Source organism: Rhodovastum atsumiense (genome assembly GCF_937425535.1).
GTDB lineage: Bacteria > Pseudomonadota > Alphaproteobacteria > Acetobacterales > Acetobacteraceae > Rhodovastum > Rhodovastum atsumiense.
In genome coordinates this window covers 2673871-2693114 of sequence record NZ_OW485601.1, presented here as the reverse complement: position 1 = coordinate 2693114, position 19244 = coordinate 2673871, and the positions used below count along the sequence as shown (strand labels likewise).

The window sequence follows — 19244 nt, the reverse complement described above, 5'->3', positions numbered from 1 at the left end:
CGCTCCGGCCCGGGCTGGCGTAGGGTGCCGGCCGAATGTCCCGCATGGCCCCGTTCTGGAAAACCAAACGCCTCACGGAGATGACCCGGGAGGAATGGGAAAGCCTGTGTGACGGCTGCGGCCGTTGCTGCCTGCACAAGCTGCGCGACGAAGACACCAACGAGCTCAGCTTCACCAACGTCTCCTGCCGCCTGCTCGACCTGCAGTCCTGCCGCTGCCGCGACTATCCCAACCGCCGCCGCCACGTGCCGGACTGCGTGAGCCTGCATCCATCCGTACTCGAAGAGATCGACTGGCTGCCGCCATCCTGCGCCTATCGCCGGCTCGCCGAAGGCCGCGGCCTCGCCTGGTGGCATCCGCTGGTGTCAGGGGATCCCATGACGGTGCACAGCGCCGGCATTTCGGTCCGCGGACGGGGCGTCAGCGAGCGGCATGCCGGGCCGCTGGAGCACCATATCGTCGCCTGGCCCGGAGAGGAGCCGAATCCGAAGCGCCCCACTGCGGTGCCAGCCGGCAAAAAATAGAGGGAAGGTCCTACGCCATGATGAAGGAAGCGCTGTACGGTGGCGTGAACGCGGCGGTGCTGACCGCGATGACCCCCGACCTCTCCGTCGATCTCGACCGCATGGCCCGGCACTGCCAGTGGCTGCTGGCGAATGGGTGCAACGGACTGGGCATCCTGGGCACCACCGGGGAAGCCAACAGCCTGGGCATCTCCGAGCGAATCTCGGTGCTGGAAGGCCTGGCCGAGCGGGGGTTGCCGCCTGCCGTGATGTTGCCAGGAACCGGCACCACCGCCCTGACCGACACCGTGCTGTTGACCCGCCGGGCGGCGGAGCTGGGCTGCCGTGGCGCCCTGCTGCTGCCGCCGTTCTTCTACAAGACCCCGTCCGAGGATGGGCTGTTCGCCTATTTCAGCGAGGTCATCCAGCGGGTCGGCGGCGATATCCGCATCTACCTCTATCACTTCCCGGCCCAGTCGGCGGTGCCGGTCACGCTCGGGCTGATCGGGCGGCTGATCAAGGCCTATCCCGGCAAGGTCAAGGGCGTGAAGGATTCCAGCGGCGACTTCGCCAATACAAAATCCTATGTCGACGTGTTCGCCGCCGACGGGTTCGAGGTCTATTGCGGCGATGATGGCGCCCTGCACGCCCTGCTGCAGGAAGGCGGCGCCGGCTGCATCACCGCCGCCGCCAATGTCGGCAGCGCGATCTCGGCGCTGGTCTACGCCAACTGGGACCGGCAGGCGGGCGCGGACGCACAAGTGACCCTCTCGGCCATCCGCAAGGCCGTGACCTCGGCGGCCCTGATCCCCGGCCTGAAGGCGCTGGTCGCCCGGCACACCGGGGATGCCGGCTGGCAGGCGATCCGTCCGCCGCATCTGCCGCTCTCGCCGGAAGCACGGACAAAGCTGTTCGCCACCTTCGATGCCTGCGGGCTGAAACTGACGCCGGCGGGCTGACGCCGCGACAAAAGCCTTTTGCCATCAGGAAGGTGGTACGCGGGAACTCTCCCCCGCGCGGCCGGTTACGGATCGCATCCGAACGGGGTGAGGGGGAGAGCAGATCGATGACGTTGCATCCGCATTTTTTCCGGCTGGTGGCGGTGGCCCTGCTGCTTGCCAGCCTCGGGTCGCTCGCAGGCTGCAACACGACCGAGGGGGTCGGCCGCGACATGTCCTCGGCCGGGCGGTCCCTCAGCAACGCCGCCGACCGAAACAAATAGGCGCGGCCGCCTGGTTCAAACCCCGCGGACCACGACGGAACTCATTGCCCCCACGCACGAGACTTGCCAAACTATGCGTGATGGATTCAGCGAGTTCCGAGATTCTCGCGCTCCCCGGGGGCGCGGCGCGAGTGGAATGGCGGCGCAGCCAGCGGGCTCGCCGCGTGAGCCTGCGCATCGATCCACGCGGTGGCACCGTGGTGGTCACCCTGCCCCCCCGGGCCGGCCGCACCGCCGGGATGGCGCTGTTGATGGACCATGCGTCCTGGGTGGCCGAGCGACTCGCCGCCCTGCCCGGCGCCATTCCCTTCGCCCCCGGGGCGAAGGTGCCGCTGCACGGCACCGAGTATCGCATCCGCCATGTGCCTGGCCGCGTCGGCGGCGTATGGGTGGAGAAGGAAGAAATCCTGGTGAGCGGCGAGGCGGAGTTCCTGCCCCGCCGGGTCGCCGATTTCTTCCGCGCCGAGGCACGGCGGCGGATGACGGAACTGGTGGCCGCCAAGACCGCGATCGCCGGGGTGCAGGCGCACCGGGTGACGGTGAAGGACACCCGCAGCCGCTGGGGCAGTTGCGCCGCCAGCCGCAACCTCGCGTTTTCCTGGCGCCTGGTGATGGCGCCGCCCTTCGTGCAGGACTACGTCGCCGCGCACGAAGTCGCGCATCTGCGCCATATGAACCACGGCCCGCGCTTCTGGGCGCTGGTCGAGGAACTGACCCCCCATACCAACGCCGCCGTCACCTGGCTGCGCGCGGAAGGGCCCCGGCTGCTGCGGGTGGGCTGAGCAGGCTCAACCGCTGATCCACGTCATATGGCGTTCCGCCGAGCGCAGCACCGCCCCGCGCCCATCCTCCGTCACCTCCCGGTCCCAGAACGCGCCGTACACCCGTTCGAAGGCGAAGGGCGCCACCGCGGCCGCGATCCCGCGCACCGTCCGCGCCGGCAACGGGATCAGGTTGGGATAGCTGCGCATGAAGCCGACCCAGCGCCGGTCCGGCACCACCTGCACGATGTCGCCCGCAAGCAGAGCGCCCCGGCCGCCCGCCCCCGCCGGCCAGTGCAGCATCGTCGCGCCGTCGAAATGGCCGGGCGCGTTGATCAGCGTGATGCCATCCCACAGCTCCCGGCAGGGTCCAGACCAGAAACGCAGCGCCGGGTCGGGCCGCACCACGTGCTGCCGGTCGGCCGCGTGCAGCCAGACCGGCGCGGCGAAGGCCCGCGCCCAGTCCACCATCGCCGTGTAGTAATGCGGATGGCTGATGCAGATCGCGGCGATGCCGCCCAGGGCGGCGACGATCTCCATGGTGGCGTCGTCCAGCAGGCTCAGGCAGTCCCACAGCACGTTGCCGCCGGGAGTGCGCAGCAGCAGCGCCCGTTGCCCGATCGCGAAGGCAGGCATGGTCCCCAGCCCGAACAGTTCCGGCTCCAGAAGCCGCCAGGCATTGAAATGGGTGGCGCGCAGGGCATCCGGCGTGGTCCAGCGCTGGCCGCCGGGCCCCACGTACTGGCGTTCGTCGCTGCAGATGGGACAGGTGTCGGGCGGGGCGTCCGCCGGCGGAAACTGGGTGCCGCAGGTCACGCAGATGAACGCCGCCATGCCGTCCCCCCCCCGTCACGCCCCTCAGCGCCGGCCGCCGCCGCCCGGTTCCGTCACCCCCGCGCCTCGAGGGCGATGTCGCGGAACAGCCGGGCCGGCAGCCCGCCCCCGGTCACGCCCTTCATCGGGCGGTTGTCGTCCTGGCCCAGCCAGACGCCGATGACCACGTCACCGGTCGCGCCGACGAACCAGGCGTCGCGGTAATCCTGCGTGGTGCCGGTCTTGCCGGCGACATGGCGGCCGGAAATCGCCGCGCCGCGCCCGGTGCCATGCGTCACCACCGCCGTCATCATCCGCACCATCATCGCCGCGATGTCCGGATCCACCACCGGGGCCGGCGGGATGCGGGCCGGCCGGACCTCGCGCCCGCCGGTGGCGACCCGCTCGATCGCACCCGGCGTCACCCGCAGCCCGCCATTGAAGAACGTGGCGTAGGCGGCGGTCAGTTGCAGCAGTCCGACCTCGCCGGTGCCGAGCGCGATTGAATCATTGAGCGGCAACGATTCCGACACCCCCAGCCGGCGCGCCGCCTCCACCACCGCCCGCGGCCCGCCGTACTGCCGCAGCAACCGCACCGAGACGGTGTTGATCGATTCCGCCAGCGCCTCCTCCAGCGTGACCTCGCCCTGGTAGCGCCCCTCGAAATTGGCGGGCGACCAGTTGCCCAGGCGGATCGGGGCATCCAGCACGGTATCGTCCGGCCGCAGCCCGGCTTCCAGCGCCACCAGCCAGACGAAGGGCTTGAACGCCGAGCCGGGCTGGCGGCGCGCCATGACCGCACGGTTGAAGGGGCTGCTGCGCCAGTCGCGCCCACCGACCATGGCCCGCACCGCGCCGGTCGCGGCATCCAGCACCACCACCGCACCCTGCCCCACCCCGGCCGCAGCCCCCCTGCCCTCCAGCAACGCCGCCAGCTTTGTTTCCGCCGTCGCCTGCAGCCGGCCGTCCAGCGTGGTCTGCACCACCGCATCCGCGCCCGGCGCCAGCAGCCCCTGCACCTGCTCGGCGGCCCAGTCGGCGAAATAGCCGGCCGCCAGCGGCGGCTTGGCGGAGCTGCCGATCTGCGCCGCCGCCGCCTGCGCCTCCTCGGGCTTGATCACGCCCACATCCACCATCGCCGCCAGCACCTCGCGCGTCCGCGCCGCGGCGGCGGCCGGATCAGCCCGCGGGTTGAAGCGCGAGGGCGCCCGCGGCAGCCCGGCCAACATGGCGGCCTGCCACAGCGTGACGCGGCGGGCGGAGACGCCGAAATACATCCTGGCCGCGGCATCCACGCCCCAGGCCCCCGAGCCCAGGTAGACGCGGTTGAGCCAGATCTCGAGGATCTCGCGCTTGCTGAAGCTGCGCTCCAGCCACAGCGTCAGCAGCACCTCCTGGACCTTGCGACGCAGCGTGCGCGCGTTGGTCAGGAACAGGTTCTTGGCCACCTGCTGGGTGATGGTGGACCCGCCCTGCACCACCCGCCCGGAGGTCAGGTTCACCCACACCGCCCGGGCGACGCCGATCGGGTCGATGCCGGGATGTTCGAAGAAACGCCGGTCCTCCACTGCCACGGCGGCGGCGGGCAGGTAGCGCGGCATGTCCGACAGCCGCAGCGGATCGCCCACCACGTCGCCGAAACTCGCAAAGGTCCGGCCGGACCGGTCCTGCAGCGTCAGGCTCGGACGGCGGACGGCATCCAGCGCCGCATCCGGACGCGGCAGGTCCCAGGCGAACCAGAGCAGCACCAGCCCCAGGGCAATGACGCCCCAGATGCCCAGGATCACGCCCCATTTCACCACCGGCCACAGCCAGGAACGACGCCGCGGCGACGGCGGGGAAACGACTCGGGAAGGGCGCTGCATCCTCGTGCCTATAGCAGCGGGCGGGGCGGCTTCGGGAGAAGGGCCTTTCAGGTCAAGGCCAGGGCTCCGCCCTGGACCTGCCAAGGGCCATAAGGCCCTTGGATCCCAGTCTCGCTGCGCGGCACAGAAACTAGGGGGTCCAGGTTACCTGGGCGTCAAGCGGCACCACCGGACGCGGCAGATGCTTCCACTGGAAATGCTGCAGCATCGGACTGGCCAGGCCCGGGGCGTCGATCTCGATCACCTGGTCCGGGGCAAAGAATTCATCGAAGCCGCCGCGGAAATGCCCGCGCGACTTCACCACCACCGCCCGGGCGGCGGCGATGTCCAGGCCGAAGGTCTCGATGAAGGCGGGGTCGGCACACTGGAAACGCTCGGACGCGACCAGCACGGTGATGCCGTCCAGTTGCAGGGCCGCGGCGGGACCCATGTCCAGGCTGACGCCGGCATAGATGCCCCGCCGGCCCCGCACCGGCCCCGGATGCAGGCTTCGCACCACCGCCGGGGCCCGGAACGGCAAGGTGAAGTCGCTGCTCGGGTCACGGTTGAAATGCGCCGGGAAGGCAGCCCCGACGCCACGCCGATGCGCCTCGGCGGCCAGCAGCGGGTCATGGATCAGCCCGATTACCGCATCCCGCACCCCGGCGGCATGGAAGGCCGACAGCACGAACATGGTGTTGCCCCGCCCGCCGCCACCCGGATTGTCGGCGAGATCGGCGAAGATCAGCGCCGGCTTCGCCGGGTCCTCGGTCGCGCGGGCCAGCCGCACTGCCCGCTCCAGCGTGGTCAGCCGGGGATGGAACCGCTCGCGCCGCTCCCATGCCGCCTCGGCGATTTCCAGCGCCAGGGCCTGCGCCAGCGCCGGCTCGGTCGCGGTCACCACCACGGACAGCCCGGTGAAGGCAGTGTCGCTGTAGGGGAAGCCGCCCAGCACCGAGACGTTCAGCACCTCCCCGGCATAGGGCGGCTCCCGCATCCGCGCCTGGCCGAGATCGACCAGTTCGCCGAAGGGACGCTCGGGCACCTCCGCCCCGGTCAGCAACGTGACCGTGGGGGGCACGATCGGCAGTCGCACCCGCGCGATCGTGCCCGGCAGCCCGCCGATCAGCCGGCGCAGCAACTGCGCCGCCTCGGCGCCGCGCGCGCGCATGTCCAGATGCGGGTTGCAACGATAGGCGACGAAGCCGTCCAGCGTCTCGACATCGGCCTCCGAGACATTGGCATGCAGGTCGTAGCTGGCGACCACCTTCACCCCGGGCCCGACCACCCGGCGCACCATCGCCTGCAGCGTTCCCTCGGGATCGTCGTCTTCCGTGGTCAGCCCCGCGCCATGCATGACGCAATAGACCCCGTCGAGCGGCCAGGCGGCACGCAGCCGCGCCTCCCACTCCAACATCAACGCATCGAAGAACCGCTGCTCGACCGGCCCGTTCGGCTCGGCCGCCGCCAGCAGGATCGGCACCGGCTCCCACGGCCCGGCTGCGTCCATGTCGGCGACGAAACCAGGTAGCTCGGGCAGCATGCGCGGGGCCGCCTCGCGCGCCTCGGCGAGCAGGGCCTCGCCGCGCAGCAGGGACCGGGCGGCGAAATCGCGCTCACCCGCGAGCGGGGCGAAGCGATTGGATTCGACGGAAAAGCCCAGCAGGGCGATACGGCGGGTCACAGGGTCACTCCCAGCATCCCGGCAAGACGCGGCGTGGCCTTCAGCCCACTGCCGGTCAGCACGAGCACGGTGGTCTGTTGCGGCGTCACGGCGCCGGTGGCCAGCAGCCGCCGCAGCGCCGCCAGCACCTGGGCCGAGGTCGGCTCGACATAGAGGCCGGCCCGCGCCAGATCGAGCGTCGCCCCGGCGATCTCCTCCTCCGCCAGCATGACCGCGCCGCCCTCGCTCCGGCGCAGCGCGCCGAGCACCTCGCGCAGGCGGATCGGCGCGGCGATGGCGGTACCCTCGGCGATGGTGGGGCGAATCGGGGTCGCGACCGGCGCGTCGGCCCCGTCCAGGTCAGATCCGGCCAGAAAAGCCGCGGCGATCGGGGCGCAATGGGCGGGCTGGGCGGCGAACAGGCGGGGCAACCGGTCGATCGCGCCGGCCCGCAGCAACTCGGAGAAGCCGATCTCGCAACCCAGCACGTTCGACCCGGCGCCACAGGGCACGATGACGTTGTCCGGGGCGGTGAAGCCGAGATCCTCCCACAGCTCATAGGCCAGGGTCTTGGTGCCCTGCAGGAAGAACGGGTGCCAGTTGTGGCTGGCATAGAACACCGCCTGGGACCGCGCGATCGCGGCCTCGGCGGTGTCCTGGCGCGTGCCGGGGATAAGCTCCACCGTCGCGCCATGCGCGCGCATCTGCACCGTCTTGGCCGGGCTGGTGGCGGCGGGGGCCAGGATCGTCGCCGCCATGCCGCCCGCCGCGGCATAGGCGGCGACCGCGGCACCGCCATTGCCGGAGCTGTCCTCCAGCACCGCCCGCACCCCCTGCTGGCGCAGCAGCGACAGCATCACCGCGGCGCCACGGTCCTTGAAGCTGCCGGTGGGCATGACCCACTCGCATTTCAGCAGCACCTCGACCCCGTCCAGGGAGCGGGAGAGCAGCGGCGTGCGGCCTTCGCCCAAGGTGATCGGGGCGGCGCAGGCCAGCGGCAAGGCCGCCCGGTAGCGCCACAGGCTGTTCGTCGCGGTGTCGATCTGCGCGCGGGTGATGCCGGGCAGAGGCGTCAGCAACAGCGGCGCCTGCGCCTCCCCACACCAGCGCGGCACATCGATCGGCCAGGTCCGGCCGGTCTGCGGATCGAGATAGGCCACCGTCATGTCGCGTCGCTCCTCCATCCACAGGCTGGTCCGGCCACGCCGCGGTTGCAAGCGGGGCAATCAGGGGCGATTGACGATCCGGCGCCCATGGCGCACCAAGCCAGCGGAGGCCCCGCCATGAAACGCGCCCTGATCGGCCATACCGGTTTTGTCGGCGGCACCCTGCTCGCCGCCGGCGGCTTCAGCCATGGCTTCAACACGCGCGATTTCCGCGACATGGCCGGCCAGCATTTCGACGAGATCGTCTGCGCCGGCATCCCTTCGGTGAAGTGGCTGGCCAACCAGGAGCCGGAACAGGACCGCGCCGCCATCCGCGCCCTGCTTGAGGTGCTGGAACGCACCCGTGCCGGGCGCTTCGTGCTGATCTCCACGATCGACGTCTACCCCGATCCCGCGCGGCCGCTCGACGAGGACGCGGATCTGGCGGGCCTGCCCAACCAGCCCTACGGGCTGCACCGCTTCGAAGTGGAACGCTTCGTGGCCGAGCGCTTCCCGGTCCATACCATCATCCGCCTGCCCGCGCTGTTCGGCGACGGGCTGAAGAAGAATGCGCTGTTCGACCTGCTGAACGACAACATGGTGGACCGGGTGAACCCCGCCGCGACCTTGCAGTGGTATCCGACACGCCGCCTGCCCGGCGATCTCGCGCGCATCGCCGGCGCCGGCCTGCCCGTGGTCAACCTCGTCACCGAGCCGGTGGCGATGCGCGACGTGATCGCCCGCTTCTTCCGTGGCGCCCCGGTCGGCCCGGACGCCGAGCCGGCGCCGCACTACGCCCTGCGTACGAAGCATGCCGCCCTGTTCGGCGGCACCTCTCCCTGGATCATGGCGGCACCCCAGGTGCTGGCGGCGATGGGCGACTTCGTCAGCCGGGCGCGGCGCCGCTGAGAGCCCCGCCCCCCTCGCCCGCTCCCATACCGCCTGCCCTTCCGCCGGAGACGCTGCCATGACCGAATTCCTCGACGACGTTGCCGCACTGGCCCGCGAGCTGGTGCGCATCGACAGCCGCAGCTTCGTCTCCAACCTCCCCCTCGCCGCGGCGGTGGAAGCCGCCCTGCCCGGCTTCGCCATCGAGCGGATCGACTACGCGGACGCGGCGGGGGTGGCCAAGCGCGCGCTGGTGGCGCGGCGGGGCACGGGCAGTGGCGGACTCGCATTCTCCGGCCACATGGACACCGTCCCCGACACCGGCTGGACCGAAGATCCCTGGTCGGGCCGCATCGACGGCGACACGCTGCACGGCCTGGGCAGCACCGACATGAAGGGGCCGCTCGCCGCCTGCATCGTGGCGGCCCGTGCCCTGCCGGAACGGGTGCCGGTGATGCTGGTGGCGACCACCGACGAGGAAACCAGCAAGCGCGGCGCGCAGGAGATCGCCGCCCGCTCCGTCCTGGTGCGGGAGGCGCCGCCCGCCGCCCTGCTGGTGGCCGAGCCGACGCGGATGCGACCGGTGCGCGGGCACCGCAGCCACATCAATTTCAACGTCGTCGCCACCGGCGTGCAGGCGCACAGCAGCACCGGGCGCGGGCGCAACGCCAACTGGGACCTGGTGGAGTTCCTGGCCGAGATGAAGGCGCTGTACCGGCGCCTGCGCGAGGACGCCGCGCTGCAGGATCCCGCCTACGATCCGCCGTTCAGCGATTTCAACCCGGTGATCGACAACCACGGCACCGCGGTGAACGTGACCGTGCCGAAGGCGACGCTGCGCATCAAGTTCCGCTACAGCGCCGGTGTCGATCCCGATCCGGTGCGCCGCGCCGTGCAGGATGCCGCCACCCGCCACGGGCTTGCCGTCACCGAGGAACGTGAGGGCGCCCCCCCGGAACTGCCGGCCGACCATCCGCTGGTCCGGCTCTGCGCCGACCTGACCGGACAGGCGCCGGCGACCGCGCCTTATGGCACCGATGCCTCCGAACTGCAGGGCATCGCCCCGTGCGTGGTGCTTGGCCCCGGCGACATCGCCCAGGCGCACACGCCGACCGAAACGGCCCGCCTGTCCGATCTGGCGCGGGCCGTGCCGGTGTTCATGCGCCTCGCCGAACGTGTCGCGGCGGGCTGACGGGCGGGATCAGGCGGCCTTTTCGGGACGCTTGCCGATCTCGCAGCGCCAGCGGGCGAGGCGGTAATCGGGATGGCCGGCGATGAACTCGGCGGCCATCGGCTGGGCGGCGACCATGCAGGCAGCGAGGCCGTTCATGTCGGCGAGCAGCGGACGCTTCTCGACACAGGACGTGGCATTGGCGGCAAGGCAGTAGATCAGGACGAGCTGGACCACGTTACGGGGCTCCCGGCCAAGGTGGCCGTGCGGTTTCTCTGGTGCGACTTTGCGCAATGCGACGGCAATCCGAGCATTGCCGAAATCAACCAAAGTTTTATTTCTGTATATTATTTTCTACTTTAGCGCGCTTTTCCGCGAATATCCACAAGGATCACGATCCGTATTCACATGTATTTTATTTTGACATGGATTAATCGGCCCAGCCGAATTTTGTGCAAATTTCAAATAAATGCGTCCTGGCCGAGACAGACATGCCTCGCTGCCGCCGCAACCATCCCGCCCCACGGAACCCGGAAGCCTGCCCAACAGAGGAGGACGACGGATGTTCAGACACGACATGCATCGGCGGCATCCCCGCCGGATGCCGTATTGGGTGGCGACGGCGTGCCTGCCGCTGGCCCTTCTCGCCGCTTCCCCCGCAGCGGCCGAGTGGGCATCGGCCCCCGAGAAGTTCGGGGTGCACCCGACCTGGATCTACACGCCACGCGGCACTCTGCCGGGACTGGGCAAGCGCGGGCTCCTGGTCGTCCTGCACGGCTGCGCGCAGACCCATGACCAGTTGAAGGAGGGCGGCAACATCGCGGCGGCGGCCGAGAAATACGGGCTGGTGGCGGCGTTGCCCTACGTCACCCCGGAAGACGGCGTTGGCGTCTCGCTGACGGCCGCCTCGCTGGGCTGCTGGGATTACGACGGCACGATGGACCTGCACGGCCACGCGGCGTTCGTCGCGGACCTGGCGCAGAAGCTGGCCGCGCGCGCGACGCTGAACATCGACCGCGACCGTATCTATGTCGTCGGCCTGTCGTCGGGCGGGGCGCTTGCGCTCAAGGCGGCCTGCGCGGCGCCGGACGTGTTCTCGGGCGTCGGCTCCATTGCCGGGCCGTCGGTCGGAAGCGATCAGCTCAAGGCGGTTTTCGAGGTGCCGGAAAGAACCGTCGAGGATTCCGTCGCGGCGTGCCGGAAGCTTGCCGGAAGCAAGCTCCCGTTCCTGGCCACCCAGATCGCCAACATCGCCTTCGGCACGATGGACAAGGACGGATGGCAGCAAGCGCCCCTTTGTACGGGGGTTGGCCATCCGGGACAGAACTGCGTCAGCAGCGTCAAGTGGAGCATCGACGACGTCAAGGTGCTGCAAGAGGTCTACGCGGCGCGCGAGGCCGGGTGCAGCGTTCCGGTGCAGGGAGGCAAGGGCCGGGAAGCGACCGTCATGGGCGGCAGGAACGTCCGCATAGGCATCCTGACCATTCCGAATGTCGGGCATGCGTGGCCTGCCGGGGCAACGACATCCGCAGACGCAGCGTCGGGTGAGTACATCGCCCATGCGGGCCTGAACTACCCGATGTACATCTCGGGATGGCTGACCACCTACAGCCTGCGTGGCGTCCCCCTGTCGGGCGGCCGCCGCTCCGTGCCGCAGGGCACGGCGGCATGTGCCAGCAGCGGCAGTTGATGCCCCATATGGAAGCGCGCTGACAGTGGCCGTCAGCGCGCTCCAGCGAATGGTCCAAGGACGAAGGAAACGGCGGGCCGGCCGCCCTCCGGCTACGGCGCGAAACGCAGCGACACTTCGCCCACGCTGGAGAACCGCACGCTCACCTGGGCGCCCGCGGCGACGCGGTTGGCGCCGGTCCAGGATCCGCAGGTGACGAACTGGCCCGCCTTCAGCCCGCCGGCCCAGACGCTGCCCGCATTCGCCAGCCAGATCACCTGGCCGAGCAGATCCCCGCCGGGATGGCCGGTGCGCGTGGCATTCACCGCGCCGTCGACCCGTTGCTCGACGCTCTCGGCGGCGAGATCGATGCCGCGCCACTCGGTCACGCCCGGACCGAAGACGAAGGCGCCGTGCGACTGGAAGTCGGCGAGCGCCGTCAGCATCGGCACCGAAGCGGGTTCGACGAAGCGGGATTCCAGGACCTCGATGGCGGGGTGGAAGGCGGCGATGGCGGCAGCGACTTCCTCGGGCGAATAGGGGGTGGCCCGGGGCGGCAGGTCGTGGCCGATGCGCACCGCAACTTCCGCCTCGACGCCCCGCAGCCGGTACTCGGGGCCGATGGTCACCGGACCGGCCAGGATGCCGCTGGCCGGCAGCGCCCCGCAAAGCGGCAGGCCATCGGCCTGCACCGGACCGACTTTCCAGCCCCCGATCGGGCCGAGCTGGGCGGCAACCTGCTGCTGGATGGCATAGGCAACGGCACGATCCGCCGGACGCAACTCGGGCGGCAGGTCGTCGAGGCGGCGGGCAGGATCACGACGGGCGGCAAGCAGCAGTTCGGCGGCGCGAGTGGCAATTTCGGGCATGACTTTGTCCCTTGGGGCGAGTAGCGCATGAAACCTTGCACTCCCGCGCGCGCCTGTCCAACAGGATACGAGCCGGATTCCCCCGCCCTGACGGCAGGGGAATGGCCGATCATTCCCCTTCAGCCAGCATTCCCAGATCACTCCGGCAAGAAATCCAGGCAATGACCGCCCCGACGCTGCAGCGGCAACCAGCATGCTTGTCGCCGCAGCCGGCACGACGTTCAGCCACGGCAATTCAGCATGGTCATTTCATGGGCAGCACTGGCATTCGCTTTGATTCATGCATGCCGGAGCATCAAGGATTGCCAGGAGGACGGACCATGGCGCCATAGCGCGTGGCGCGAAATCCGAATTTCTCGTACCATCGTATCAGCCGTGCCTGCTCCATGGGCTGCGCCACGGCCTCGGTGGCATAGGGCCAGGCCTTCAGCGTCAGGGTGACACCACAGGCATCCGCCTGTCCGCAAATAAACCTGAGCACCTCGGTTCCCTGCCCGTTACGTGGCCGCAGCGACCGCAGGGTATGCATCTCGACCGACGCGCCGTCATACCGCGAGGGCAACAGGCAGAAGGCGACCTCCCGGATCAGGTAGCTGCCGGAATTGCCGGGGGTCGGAACCGACCTGCCGACGCGATAGAGTTCGAGCGCGTCAAGGAACGTACGCGAAAGAGAATCATCAACACTCCGCTGACGCTCTGACGAAAAAAGTTGCAACATGACCAGTTCATCAATGGACCCGCAAAGGAAACCTCGCAAGACGCCACTGGATTGCCCCCACGCCGGCAAGCGCGCCCGCCAGACGGAATGATGAATTTCACCGCCGCCCTCTTCCTTGACCGGACCATCACCGCTCAGCGTTCGTGCGGGACGCGAACTCCATTTCAGGCATTGCACCCGGATGGTCGGACGCGGCCGGCGGCACGGCGGGGCCGGGCGGCAGCGTCCTGACGAAGCCCTGGACGACACCCCCGGATCTGCGGACATAGTCCTCGCGCAACCAAGCCGAGGATCCGATGACCGTCTATCTCGAAGACCTGAAGGTCGGGATGACCGCCACCACCGGCAAGACCATCACGGAAGCCGATATCCTGCTCTATTCGGCGGTCAGCACCGACACCAACCCCGTGCACATCAACGCCGAGGCCGCCGCCGCCAGCCCGTTCAAGGAACGGGTGGCGCACGGCATGCTGACGGCGGGGCTGATCAGTGCCGTGCTGGGCAACCAGTTGCCGGGCCCCGGCACCATCTACATGGGCCAGACCCTGCGGTTCCGCGGTCCGGTCAGGATCGGCGACACCGTCACCGCCACGGTCGAGGTCACGGCGATCGAGGCCGACAAGAAGCGCGCCACGCTGAAGACCATCTGCACGGTCGCCGGCAAGACCGTGATCGAGGGCGAGGCCACCGTCCTGGTCCCCGTGCGTGGCTAGGGCTCCATCCGGCCGCACGACTTTCTGCATCGAACCAGGACACCCATAAAAACAAGGGGATGGCGCGGCGGCGCGGGAGTGCCCACGCCGCCCGCCCCTCTCCCCTGTCTTTATGGCAGCACCCTCCCGCCCGAGATGGGCTATGAGGGGCCAGCGCCCTTTCTTCCGTTGCGGGAAAAGGCGGTGCCGGATTGCCACCGGTACCGGCCGAGCGGTCCCGCACCCCTCCGGCCGGCAGAGACCAACACGAAGCATGCGTATCTTCCATGACTGGCGCGACCTGCCCGAGGATGCCCGCGGCGCCTCGGTGGCGCTTGGCAATTTCGACGGCGTGCACCTGGGCCATGCCCATGTGCTGAAGGCCGCCCATGGCGCGCGGCCCGATGCCCCGCTGGCCGTGCTGACCTTCGAGCCGCATCCGCGCGAGCTGTTCCGCCCCGACGACCCGCCATTCCGGCTGACCCTGCCGCCCGCCCGGGCGGAGGTGCTGGCCGCCCTCGGGGTGAAGCTGCTCTACGAGATCCCCTTCGATGCCGCGTTCAGCATGATGAGCGCCGAGGATTTCGTCTCCGGCGTGCTGCACCGCGGCCTGGGCGCCCGGCACCTGGTCTGCGGGCCGGATTTCGCCTTCGGCCATCGCCGCGGCGGCGATATCGGCTTCCTCGCCGAGCGTGCCGAGGCGCTGGGGATCGGCCTGACCGTGGTCGCCCCGATCGGCGACGAGGCCGGGCCGATCTCCTCCACCCGCATCCGCCGCACCCTGCAGGACGGCTACCCGGAGCGGGCCACCGCCAAGCTCGGCCGCCCCTGGGCGATCCGCGGCATCGTGCTGCACGGCGACGCGCGCGGGCGCGGCATCGGCTTCCCCACCGCCAATGTCGCGCTGGGGCGGCATATCGAGCCGGCGCGGGGCGTCTATGCGGTCACCGCAAGGCTGCCGGACGGGCGCACGTTGCGCGGGGTGGCCAATATCGGCCGCCGCCCGACCTTCAGCAACCGCCCCGAAAGCCTGCTGGAAGCCCATCTCTTTGACTTCAGCGGCGACCTGTACGGCCTGGAAATCGAGGTGGCGCTGCTGAGCTTCCTGCGCAGCGAACAGAAATTCGCCGGGCTCGACGCCCTGCGCGCGCAGATCGTCGCCGATGCCGAAGAGGCGCGGCGCGTGCTTGACCGCGTCCTCGCGCCCTCCCCATAGTCGGCCGATGCACGGGGTACCGCACGCGCGAATTACCGGCCCGGCCGCCTGAGCGGTCCGGGATAGTTCTGACGCGCCCTTCCTCTGTCCGATGCGGCGACCTCGCCGCCCGAGATCCCCCCGAGATCCCCATGACCAAGACTGGCATGACCGAAAAACAGGACTACCGCGACACCGTCTTCCTTCCCGCGACCTCGTTCCCGATGCGCGGCGACCTGCCCAAGAAGGAACCGGCGATGCTCGCGCGCTGGGAGCGGATGGGATTGTGGGAGCGGCTGCGCGCGGCCAGCCGCGAGCGCAGGAAATTCATCCTGCATGACGGGCCGCCCTACGCCAACGGCAACATCCATATCGGCACCGCGCTGAACAAGATCCTCAAGGACGTGGTCAACCGCGCCGCCCAGATGGGCGGGGCCGATGCCGAGTACATCCCCGGCTGGGACTGCCACGGCCTGCCGATCGAGTGGAAGATCGAGGAAAACTACCGCGCCAAGGGCCAGGACAAGGACGCGGTGCCGATCCTGCAGCTGCGCGCCGAATGCCGCGCCTATGCCGCCCACTGGATGGGGGTGCAGGAGCAGGAATTCCGCCGCCTGGGCGTGCTCGGCGACTGGGCGCACCGCTACGCCACCATGGACTTCCCCTCCGAGGCCGCGATCGCCGCCGAGATCGGCCGCTTCCTGATGAACGGGGAGCTGTTCCGCGGCCTGCGGCCGGTGATGTGGTCGCCGGTGGAAAAGACCGCGCTGGCCGAGGCCGAGATCGAGTACCACGACCATACCAGCACGACCATCTGGGTCCGCTTCCCGGTGGTGACGCCGACCGTGCCGGAGCTGGCGGGGGCGGCGGTGGTGATCTGGACCACCACCCCCTGGACCATGCCGGGCAACCGCGCCATCGCCTGTGGCCCCGACTTCGACTACGCGGTGCTGCGCGTCGATGGCGTCAAGGAGGGCTCGCTCGCCCGCCCGGGCGAGGTGCTGGTGCTGGCACAGCCGCTGGTGGAACAGACCTGCGAGGCGACCGGGATCACGGCGCATACCGTGCTGCACGTGCTGAAAGGCGCGGCGATCGCCGGCACGGTCTGCGCCCACCCGCTGCGCGGGCGCGGCTACGACCATGACGTAACGGTCTTCCCGGCCGATTTCGTGACTACCGACGCCGGCACCGGCTTCGTCCACATCGCCCCGGGCCATGGCGAGGAGGATTTCGAGCTCGGCCGCACCCATGGCATCGAGGTGCCGGAAACGGTGGGCGACGACGGCACCTTCAATGCCTGGGTGCCGCTGTTCGCCGGGCTGCACGTCTACAAGGCCGCCGATCCGGTCTGCGCCGCCATGACCGAGGCCGGCGGGCTGCTCGCGCGCGGCAGCATCGTCCACCCCTACCCGCATTCCTGGCGTTCCAAGAAGCCGCTGATCTTCCGCGCCACCCCGCAATGGTTCATCCGCATGGACGGCGCGGGCGAGATCCGCACCAAGGCGCTGGCGGCGATCGCCGGGACCCATTTCGTGCCGGAAAAGGGCCGTACCCGCCTGTCGTCCATGGTCGCCGCGCGCCCCGACTGGTGCATCAGCCGCCAGCGTGCCTGGGGCGTGCCGATCGCCGTCTTCGTCGAGAAGAAGACCGGGCAGGTGCTGCGCGACCAGGCGGTGGTGGACCGCATCGTCGCCGCCTTCCGCGAGGAAGGGGCGGATAGCTGGTACGCCTCGCCACCGGAACGCTTCCTCGGCCCCGGCCGCGACCCTGCCGAGTACGAACAGGTGCGCGACATCGTCGACGTGTGGTTCGAATCCGGCTCGACCCATGCCTTCACCCTGGAGGCGCGCAAGCTGCCCTGGCCGGCCGACCTCTATCTGGAAGGCTCCGACCAGCATCGCGGCTGGTTCCATTCCTCGCTGCTGGAATCGGTTGGCACGCGCGGGCGGGCGCCGTTCAAGGCGGTGCTGACGCATGGCTTCGTGCTCGACGAGCAGGGCCGCAAGATGTCGAAGTCGCTCGGCAACGTCGTGGCGCCGCAACAGGTCTGGGACAAGTACGGCAGCGACATCCTGCGGCTGTGGGTGATGATGTCCGACACCGCCGAGGATCTGCGCATCGGGCCGGAGATCCTGAAGCAGCAGGCCGAGCTGTACCGCCGCCTGCGCAACACGCTGCGCTGGATCCTGGGCAGCCTGGACGGGTTCACCCCCGCCGAGCACCTGCCGGAAGCCGAGATGCCGGAGCTGGAGCGCTGGGTGCTGCACCGGCTGACCGAACTTGACGCGCGGCTGCGGGAAGCGGTGCGCACGCATGACTGGACCGGGGTCTACCCGGCGATCCACAGCTTCTGCGCCACCGACCTCTCGGCCTTCTATTTCGACATCCGCAAGGACGCGCTGTACTGCGACCGGCCGGACACGGTCCGCCGGCGCGCCGCCCGGACGGTGCTCGACCACCTGCACCGCTGCCTGTCCACCTGGCTCGCCCCGGTGCTGGCCTTCACCGCCGAGGAAGCCTGGGTGGCCCGCTTCGGCGAGGACACCAGCGTCCACCTGCAGGACTTCTTCGAGGTCCCGGCCCGCTGGCGCGACGAGGCGCTGGCCGCCCGCTGGGCCGGGATCCGCGACATCCGCCGCGTCGTCACCGGCGCGCTGGAACGCGCCCGCGCCGAGGGCACCATCGGGGCCTCGCTGCAGGCGGCACCGGCGCTGCACCTGAACGCGGAGCAGGCGGCGCTGCTGACGGCGGCGGAATGGGCGGAACTGGCGATCGTGTCCGACCTGACGCTCACCACCGCCCCGGCCCCGGAGAGCGCCTTCCGCCTGCCCGAGCTTCCCGACGTGGCGGTGGCCTTCGCCCCAGCCGAGGGCGAGAAATGCGCCCGCTGCTGGCGGGTGCTGCCGGAAGTCGGGCAGCAGCCGAAGCATCCGGCGCTGTGCCGGCGCTGCGCCGACGCGGTGGAGTCGGGGCTGGTGTGCCGGGCGGCCGCGGAGTGAGTCCGGCCGCCCTCCGCTGGCTGGGCATGGCCGCCGCCCTGGTGATCCTGCTCGCCGACCAGGCGAGCAAGGCGTGGATCCTGTACGGCCTGCGCCTGCCAGAGCTGGGCAGCCTCGAGGTGCTGCCGGTGCTGAACCTGACCATGGTCTGGAACCGCGGCGTCACCTTCGGCCTGCTCAACGGCTTCGGCAGTGCCGGCCCGGTGCTGCTGACCGGGGTGGCGCTGGCCGTGGTGGTGGCGCTCGGCGTCTGGCTGTGGCGCGCCGAGCGGCCGCTGGTGGCGGTGGCGCTGGGCGCGGTCGCCGGCGGGGCGGTCGGCAACGTCATCGACCGCCTCCGATTCGGCGCGGTGGTGGATTTCATCCACGCCCATGCCTGGGGCTGGTCCTGGTACGTCTTCAACGTGGCCGATGCTGCGATCGTCTGTGGCGTCTCCGCGCTGGTGCTGGAGAGCCTGTTCACCCGTCACCACCCTTCCTCCGGCGAGCGCCTTGCCCGAGTTCGGGACGGGCGTTAAAAACCCGTTCCATGTCCCTGCTCCGTATTCTGTTCGCCGCCGCCCTGCTGCCGCTCGCGCTGGCGGGTTGCGGAGGTGACGACATCTCGCGCAGCTTCGGCCTCACCCGCGACGCCCCGGACGAGTTCCAGGTAACGACGCGGGCGCCGTTGTCCATGCCACCCGATTTCTCCCTGCGCCCGCCGCGGCCAGGGGCGGCGCGGCCGCAGGAAATGACCTCGCGCCAGGCGGCCGAGGCGGCGCTGGCACCGCAGGCCGTGCTGCAGGATAACCAGCCCGCCGGCGGCATGAGCGCAGGCCAGCAGGCCTTCGTGGCCGCGGCCGGTCCCGCTGCCCCCGCCGATATCCGCCGCAAGCTCGACGCCGACGCAGCCCGCGAGCAGACCGACCGTGGCTTCGCCGACAAGCTGATGTTCTGGCGCAGCCCGCGCGACAAGGCGGTGGTGGTCGATCCGCAGAAGGAAGCGCAGCGCCTGCGCGAGAACGCCGCCCTCGGCCACGACGCGACCTCGGGCGACACGCCGATCATCCAGCGCAAGAACGACACGCTCTGGGACGCGATTTTCTGAACGCC

Annotated in this window: 19 protein-coding genes; 12 read left to right on the top strand and 7 right to left on the bottom strand. The window is 70.1% G+C overall.

From position 1 onward, the window contains the following. Window positions 1-35: 35 nt before the first annotated feature. The 4 genes from NBY65_RS12295 (at window position 36) to NBY65_RS12280 (ending at window position 2507) form a co-directional block, all read left to right on the top strand. Window positions 36-524, top strand: coding sequence for a YcgN family cysteine cluster protein (locus NBY65_RS12295; protein ID WP_150041519.1), 489 nt, complete (start codon window positions 36-38; stop codon window positions 522-524). A gap of 17 nt (window positions 525-541) precedes the next feature. Continuing rightward, entirely contained in the window at window positions 542-1462 is a 921-nt protein-coding gene (locus NBY65_RS12290; RefSeq protein WP_150041518.1) for a dihydrodipicolinate synthase family protein, read from the top strand. Between the two features lie 107 nt (window positions 1463-1569). After that, on the top strand, window positions 1570-1725 hold the full coding sequence (locus NBY65_RS12285; RefSeq protein ID WP_150041517.1) for an entericidin A/B family lipoprotein: 156 nt from the start codon (window positions 1570-1572) through the stop codon (window positions 1723-1725). 164 nt (window positions 1726-1889) lie between these two features. Then, window positions 1890-2507 carry a M48 family metallopeptidase gene (locus NBY65_RS12280; protein ID WP_239002828.1) on the top strand — a complete coding sequence of 206 codons (618 nt, stop codon included), beginning with the start codon at window positions 1890-1892 and terminating at the stop codon, window positions 2505-2507. A gap of 6 nt (window positions 2508-2513) precedes the next feature. Here NBY65_RS12280 and NBY65_RS12275 read toward each other — a convergent pair whose 3' ends face one another. From NBY65_RS12275 to NBY65_RS12260, 4 genes are all read right to left on the bottom strand, one after another. Beyond that, window positions 2514-3320, bottom strand: coding sequence for an MBL fold metallo-hydrolase (locus tag NBY65_RS12275; RefSeq protein ID WP_150041516.1), 807 nt, complete (start codon window positions 3318-3320; stop codon window positions 2514-2516). A 53-nt stretch (window positions 3321-3373) separates the two neighbouring features. Beyond that, the gene (locus NBY65_RS12270) at window positions 3374-5164 is read right to left on the bottom strand and encodes a transglycosylase domain-containing protein (protein ID WP_150041515.1); all 1791 of its coding nucleotides are present in this window, start codon (window positions 5162-5164) and stop codon (window positions 3374-3376) included. A gap of 130 nt (window positions 5165-5294) precedes the next feature. Beyond that, window positions 5295-6827 (bottom strand): M81 family metallopeptidase, encoded by a 1533-nt coding sequence (locus NBY65_RS12265; protein ID WP_150041514.1) that lies wholly within the window; start codon window positions 6825-6827, stop codon window positions 5295-5297. Further along, on the bottom strand, window positions 6824-7972 hold the full coding sequence (locus NBY65_RS12260) for a pyridoxal-phosphate dependent enzyme (protein ID WP_150041513.1): 1149 nt from the start codon (window positions 7970-7972) through the stop codon (window positions 6824-6826). The genes NBY65_RS12265 and NBY65_RS12260 overlap by 4 nt, the downstream gene beginning before the upstream one ends. Window positions 7973-8089: 117 nt before the next feature. Here NBY65_RS12260 and NBY65_RS12255 point away from each other — a divergent pair, with 117 nt between their 5' ends. Beyond that, the gene (locus NBY65_RS12255) at window positions 8090-8860 is read left to right on the top strand and encodes an NAD-dependent epimerase/dehydratase family protein (RefSeq protein ID WP_150041512.1); all 771 of its coding nucleotides are present in this window, start codon (window positions 8090-8092) and stop codon (window positions 8858-8860) included. A 58-nt stretch (window positions 8861-8918) separates the two neighbouring features. Continuing rightward, a complete protein-coding gene (locus tag NBY65_RS12250) occupies window positions 8919-10031 on the top strand; it encodes a M20/M25/M40 family metallo-hydrolase (protein ID WP_150041511.1) in 1113 nt (370 codons plus the stop codon). 9 nt (window positions 10032-10040) lie between these two features. Here NBY65_RS12250 and NBY65_RS12245 read toward each other — a convergent pair whose 3' ends face one another. Then, window positions 10041-10247, bottom strand: a complete 207-nt coding sequence (locus tag NBY65_RS12245; RefSeq protein WP_150041510.1) for a hypothetical protein — start codon at window positions 10245-10247, stop codon at window positions 10041-10043. Between the two features lie 340 nt (window positions 10248-10587). On the opposite strand from NBY65_RS12245, the gene NBY65_RS12240 reads away from it, so the two are divergent. Next, on the top strand, window positions 10588-11700 hold the full coding sequence (locus NBY65_RS12240; RefSeq protein ID WP_250265668.1) for an alpha/beta hydrolase family esterase: 1113 nt from the start codon (window positions 10588-10590) through the stop codon (window positions 11698-11700). A 92-nt stretch (window positions 11701-11792) separates the two neighbouring features. Here NBY65_RS12240 and NBY65_RS12235 read toward each other — a convergent pair whose 3' ends face one another. Both NBY65_RS12235 and NBY65_RS12230 read right to left on the bottom strand, forming a co-directional pair. Continuing rightward, complete coding sequence (locus NBY65_RS12235; RefSeq protein ID WP_162530596.1) at window positions 11793-12548, bottom strand: 2-keto-4-pentenoate hydratase; 756 nt, start codon at window positions 12546-12548, stop codon at window positions 11793-11795. A gap of 295 nt (window positions 12549-12843) precedes the next feature. Continuing rightward, the gene (locus NBY65_RS12230) at window positions 12844-13443 is read right to left on the bottom strand and encodes a hypothetical protein (protein WP_250265667.1); all 600 of its coding nucleotides are present in this window, start codon (window positions 13441-13443) and stop codon (window positions 12844-12846) included. A gap of 119 nt (window positions 13444-13562) precedes the next feature. On the opposite strand from NBY65_RS12230, the gene NBY65_RS12225 reads away from it, so the two are divergent. From NBY65_RS12225 to NBY65_RS12205, 5 genes are all read left to right on the top strand, one after another. After that, complete coding sequence (locus NBY65_RS12225) at window positions 13563-13979, top strand: MaoC family dehydratase (RefSeq protein ID WP_150041506.1); 417 nt, start codon at window positions 13563-13565, stop codon at window positions 13977-13979. A 253-nt stretch (window positions 13980-14232) separates the two neighbouring features. After that, a complete protein-coding gene (locus NBY65_RS12220) occupies window positions 14233-15174 on the top strand; it encodes a bifunctional riboflavin kinase/FAD synthetase (protein WP_150041505.1) in 942 nt (313 codons plus the stop codon). Between the two features lie 131 nt (window positions 15175-15305). Beyond that, window positions 15306-18152, top strand: a complete 2847-nt coding sequence (ileS, locus tag NBY65_RS12215; protein WP_239002827.1) for an isoleucine--tRNA ligase — start codon at window positions 15306-15308, stop codon at window positions 18150-18152. Then, the gene (gene lspA, locus NBY65_RS12210; protein WP_203330519.1) at window positions 18149-18670 is read left to right on the top strand and encodes a signal peptidase II; all 522 of its coding nucleotides are present in this window, start codon (window positions 18149-18151) and stop codon (window positions 18668-18670) included. Before ileS ends, lspA begins: the two co-directional genes overlap by 4 nt. 11 nt (window positions 18671-18681) lie before the next feature. Further along, window positions 18682-19239 carry a DUF3035 domain-containing protein gene (locus tag NBY65_RS12205; protein WP_150041503.1) on the top strand — a complete coding sequence of 186 codons (558 nt, stop codon included), beginning with the start codon at window positions 18682-18684 and terminating at the stop codon, window positions 19237-19239. The last annotated feature ends 5 nt before the right edge of the window (window positions 19240-19244 follow it).

Bases quoted from the DNA above. Each gene is read 5' to 3' on its own strand.
- NBY65_RS12225 (WP_150041506.1), top strand. From the start codon at position 13,563: ATGACCGTCTATCTCGAAGACCTGAAGGTCGGGATGACCGCCACCACC.
- NBY65_RS12205 (WP_150041503.1), top strand. From the start codon at position 18,682: ATGTCCCTGCTCCGTATTCTGTTCGCCGCCGCCCTGCTGCCGCTCGCG.
- NBY65_RS12240 (WP_250265668.1), top strand. From the start codon at position 10,588: ATGCATCGGCGGCATCCCCGCCGGATGCCGTATTGGGTGGCGACGGCG.
- NBY65_RS12295 (WP_150041519.1), top strand. From the start codon at position 36: ATGTCCCGCATGGCCCCGTTCTGGAAAACCAAACGCCTCACGGAGATG.
- NBY65_RS12235 (WP_162530596.1), bottom strand. From the start codon at position 12,548: ATGCCCGAAATTGCCACTCGCGCCGCCGAACTGCTGCTTGCCGCCCGT.
- NBY65_RS12270 (WP_150041515.1), bottom strand. From the start codon at position 5,164: ATGCAGCGCCCTTCCCGAGTCGTTTCCCCGCCGTCGCCGCGGCGTCGT.
- NBY65_RS12285 (WP_150041517.1), top strand. From the start codon at position 1,570: ATGACGTTGCATCCGCATTTTTTCCGGCTGGTGGCGGTGGCCCTGCTG.
- NBY65_RS12220 (WP_150041505.1), top strand. From the start codon at position 14,233: ATGCGTATCTTCCATGACTGGCGCGACCTGCCCGAGGATGCCCGCGGC.
- NBY65_RS12255 (WP_150041512.1), top strand. From the start codon at position 8,090: ATGAAACGCGCCCTGATCGGCCATACCGGTTTTGTCGGCGGCACCCTG.
- ileS (WP_239002827.1), top strand. From the start codon at position 15,306: ATGACCAAGACTGGCATGACCGAAAAACAGGACTACCGCGACACCGTC.
- NBY65_RS12250 (WP_150041511.1), top strand. From the start codon at position 8,919: ATGACCGAATTCCTCGACGACGTTGCCGCACTGGCCCGCGAGCTGGTG.
- NBY65_RS12260 (WP_150041513.1), bottom strand. From the start codon at position 7,972: ATGACGGTGGCCTATCTCGATCCGCAGACCGGCCGGACCTGGCCGATC.
- NBY65_RS12290 (WP_150041518.1), top strand. From the start codon at position 542: ATGATGAAGGAAGCGCTGTACGGTGGCGTGAACGCGGCGGTGCTGACC.
- NBY65_RS12275 (WP_150041516.1), bottom strand. From the start codon at position 3,320: ATGGCGGCGTTCATCTGCGTGACCTGCGGCACCCAGTTTCCGCCGGCG.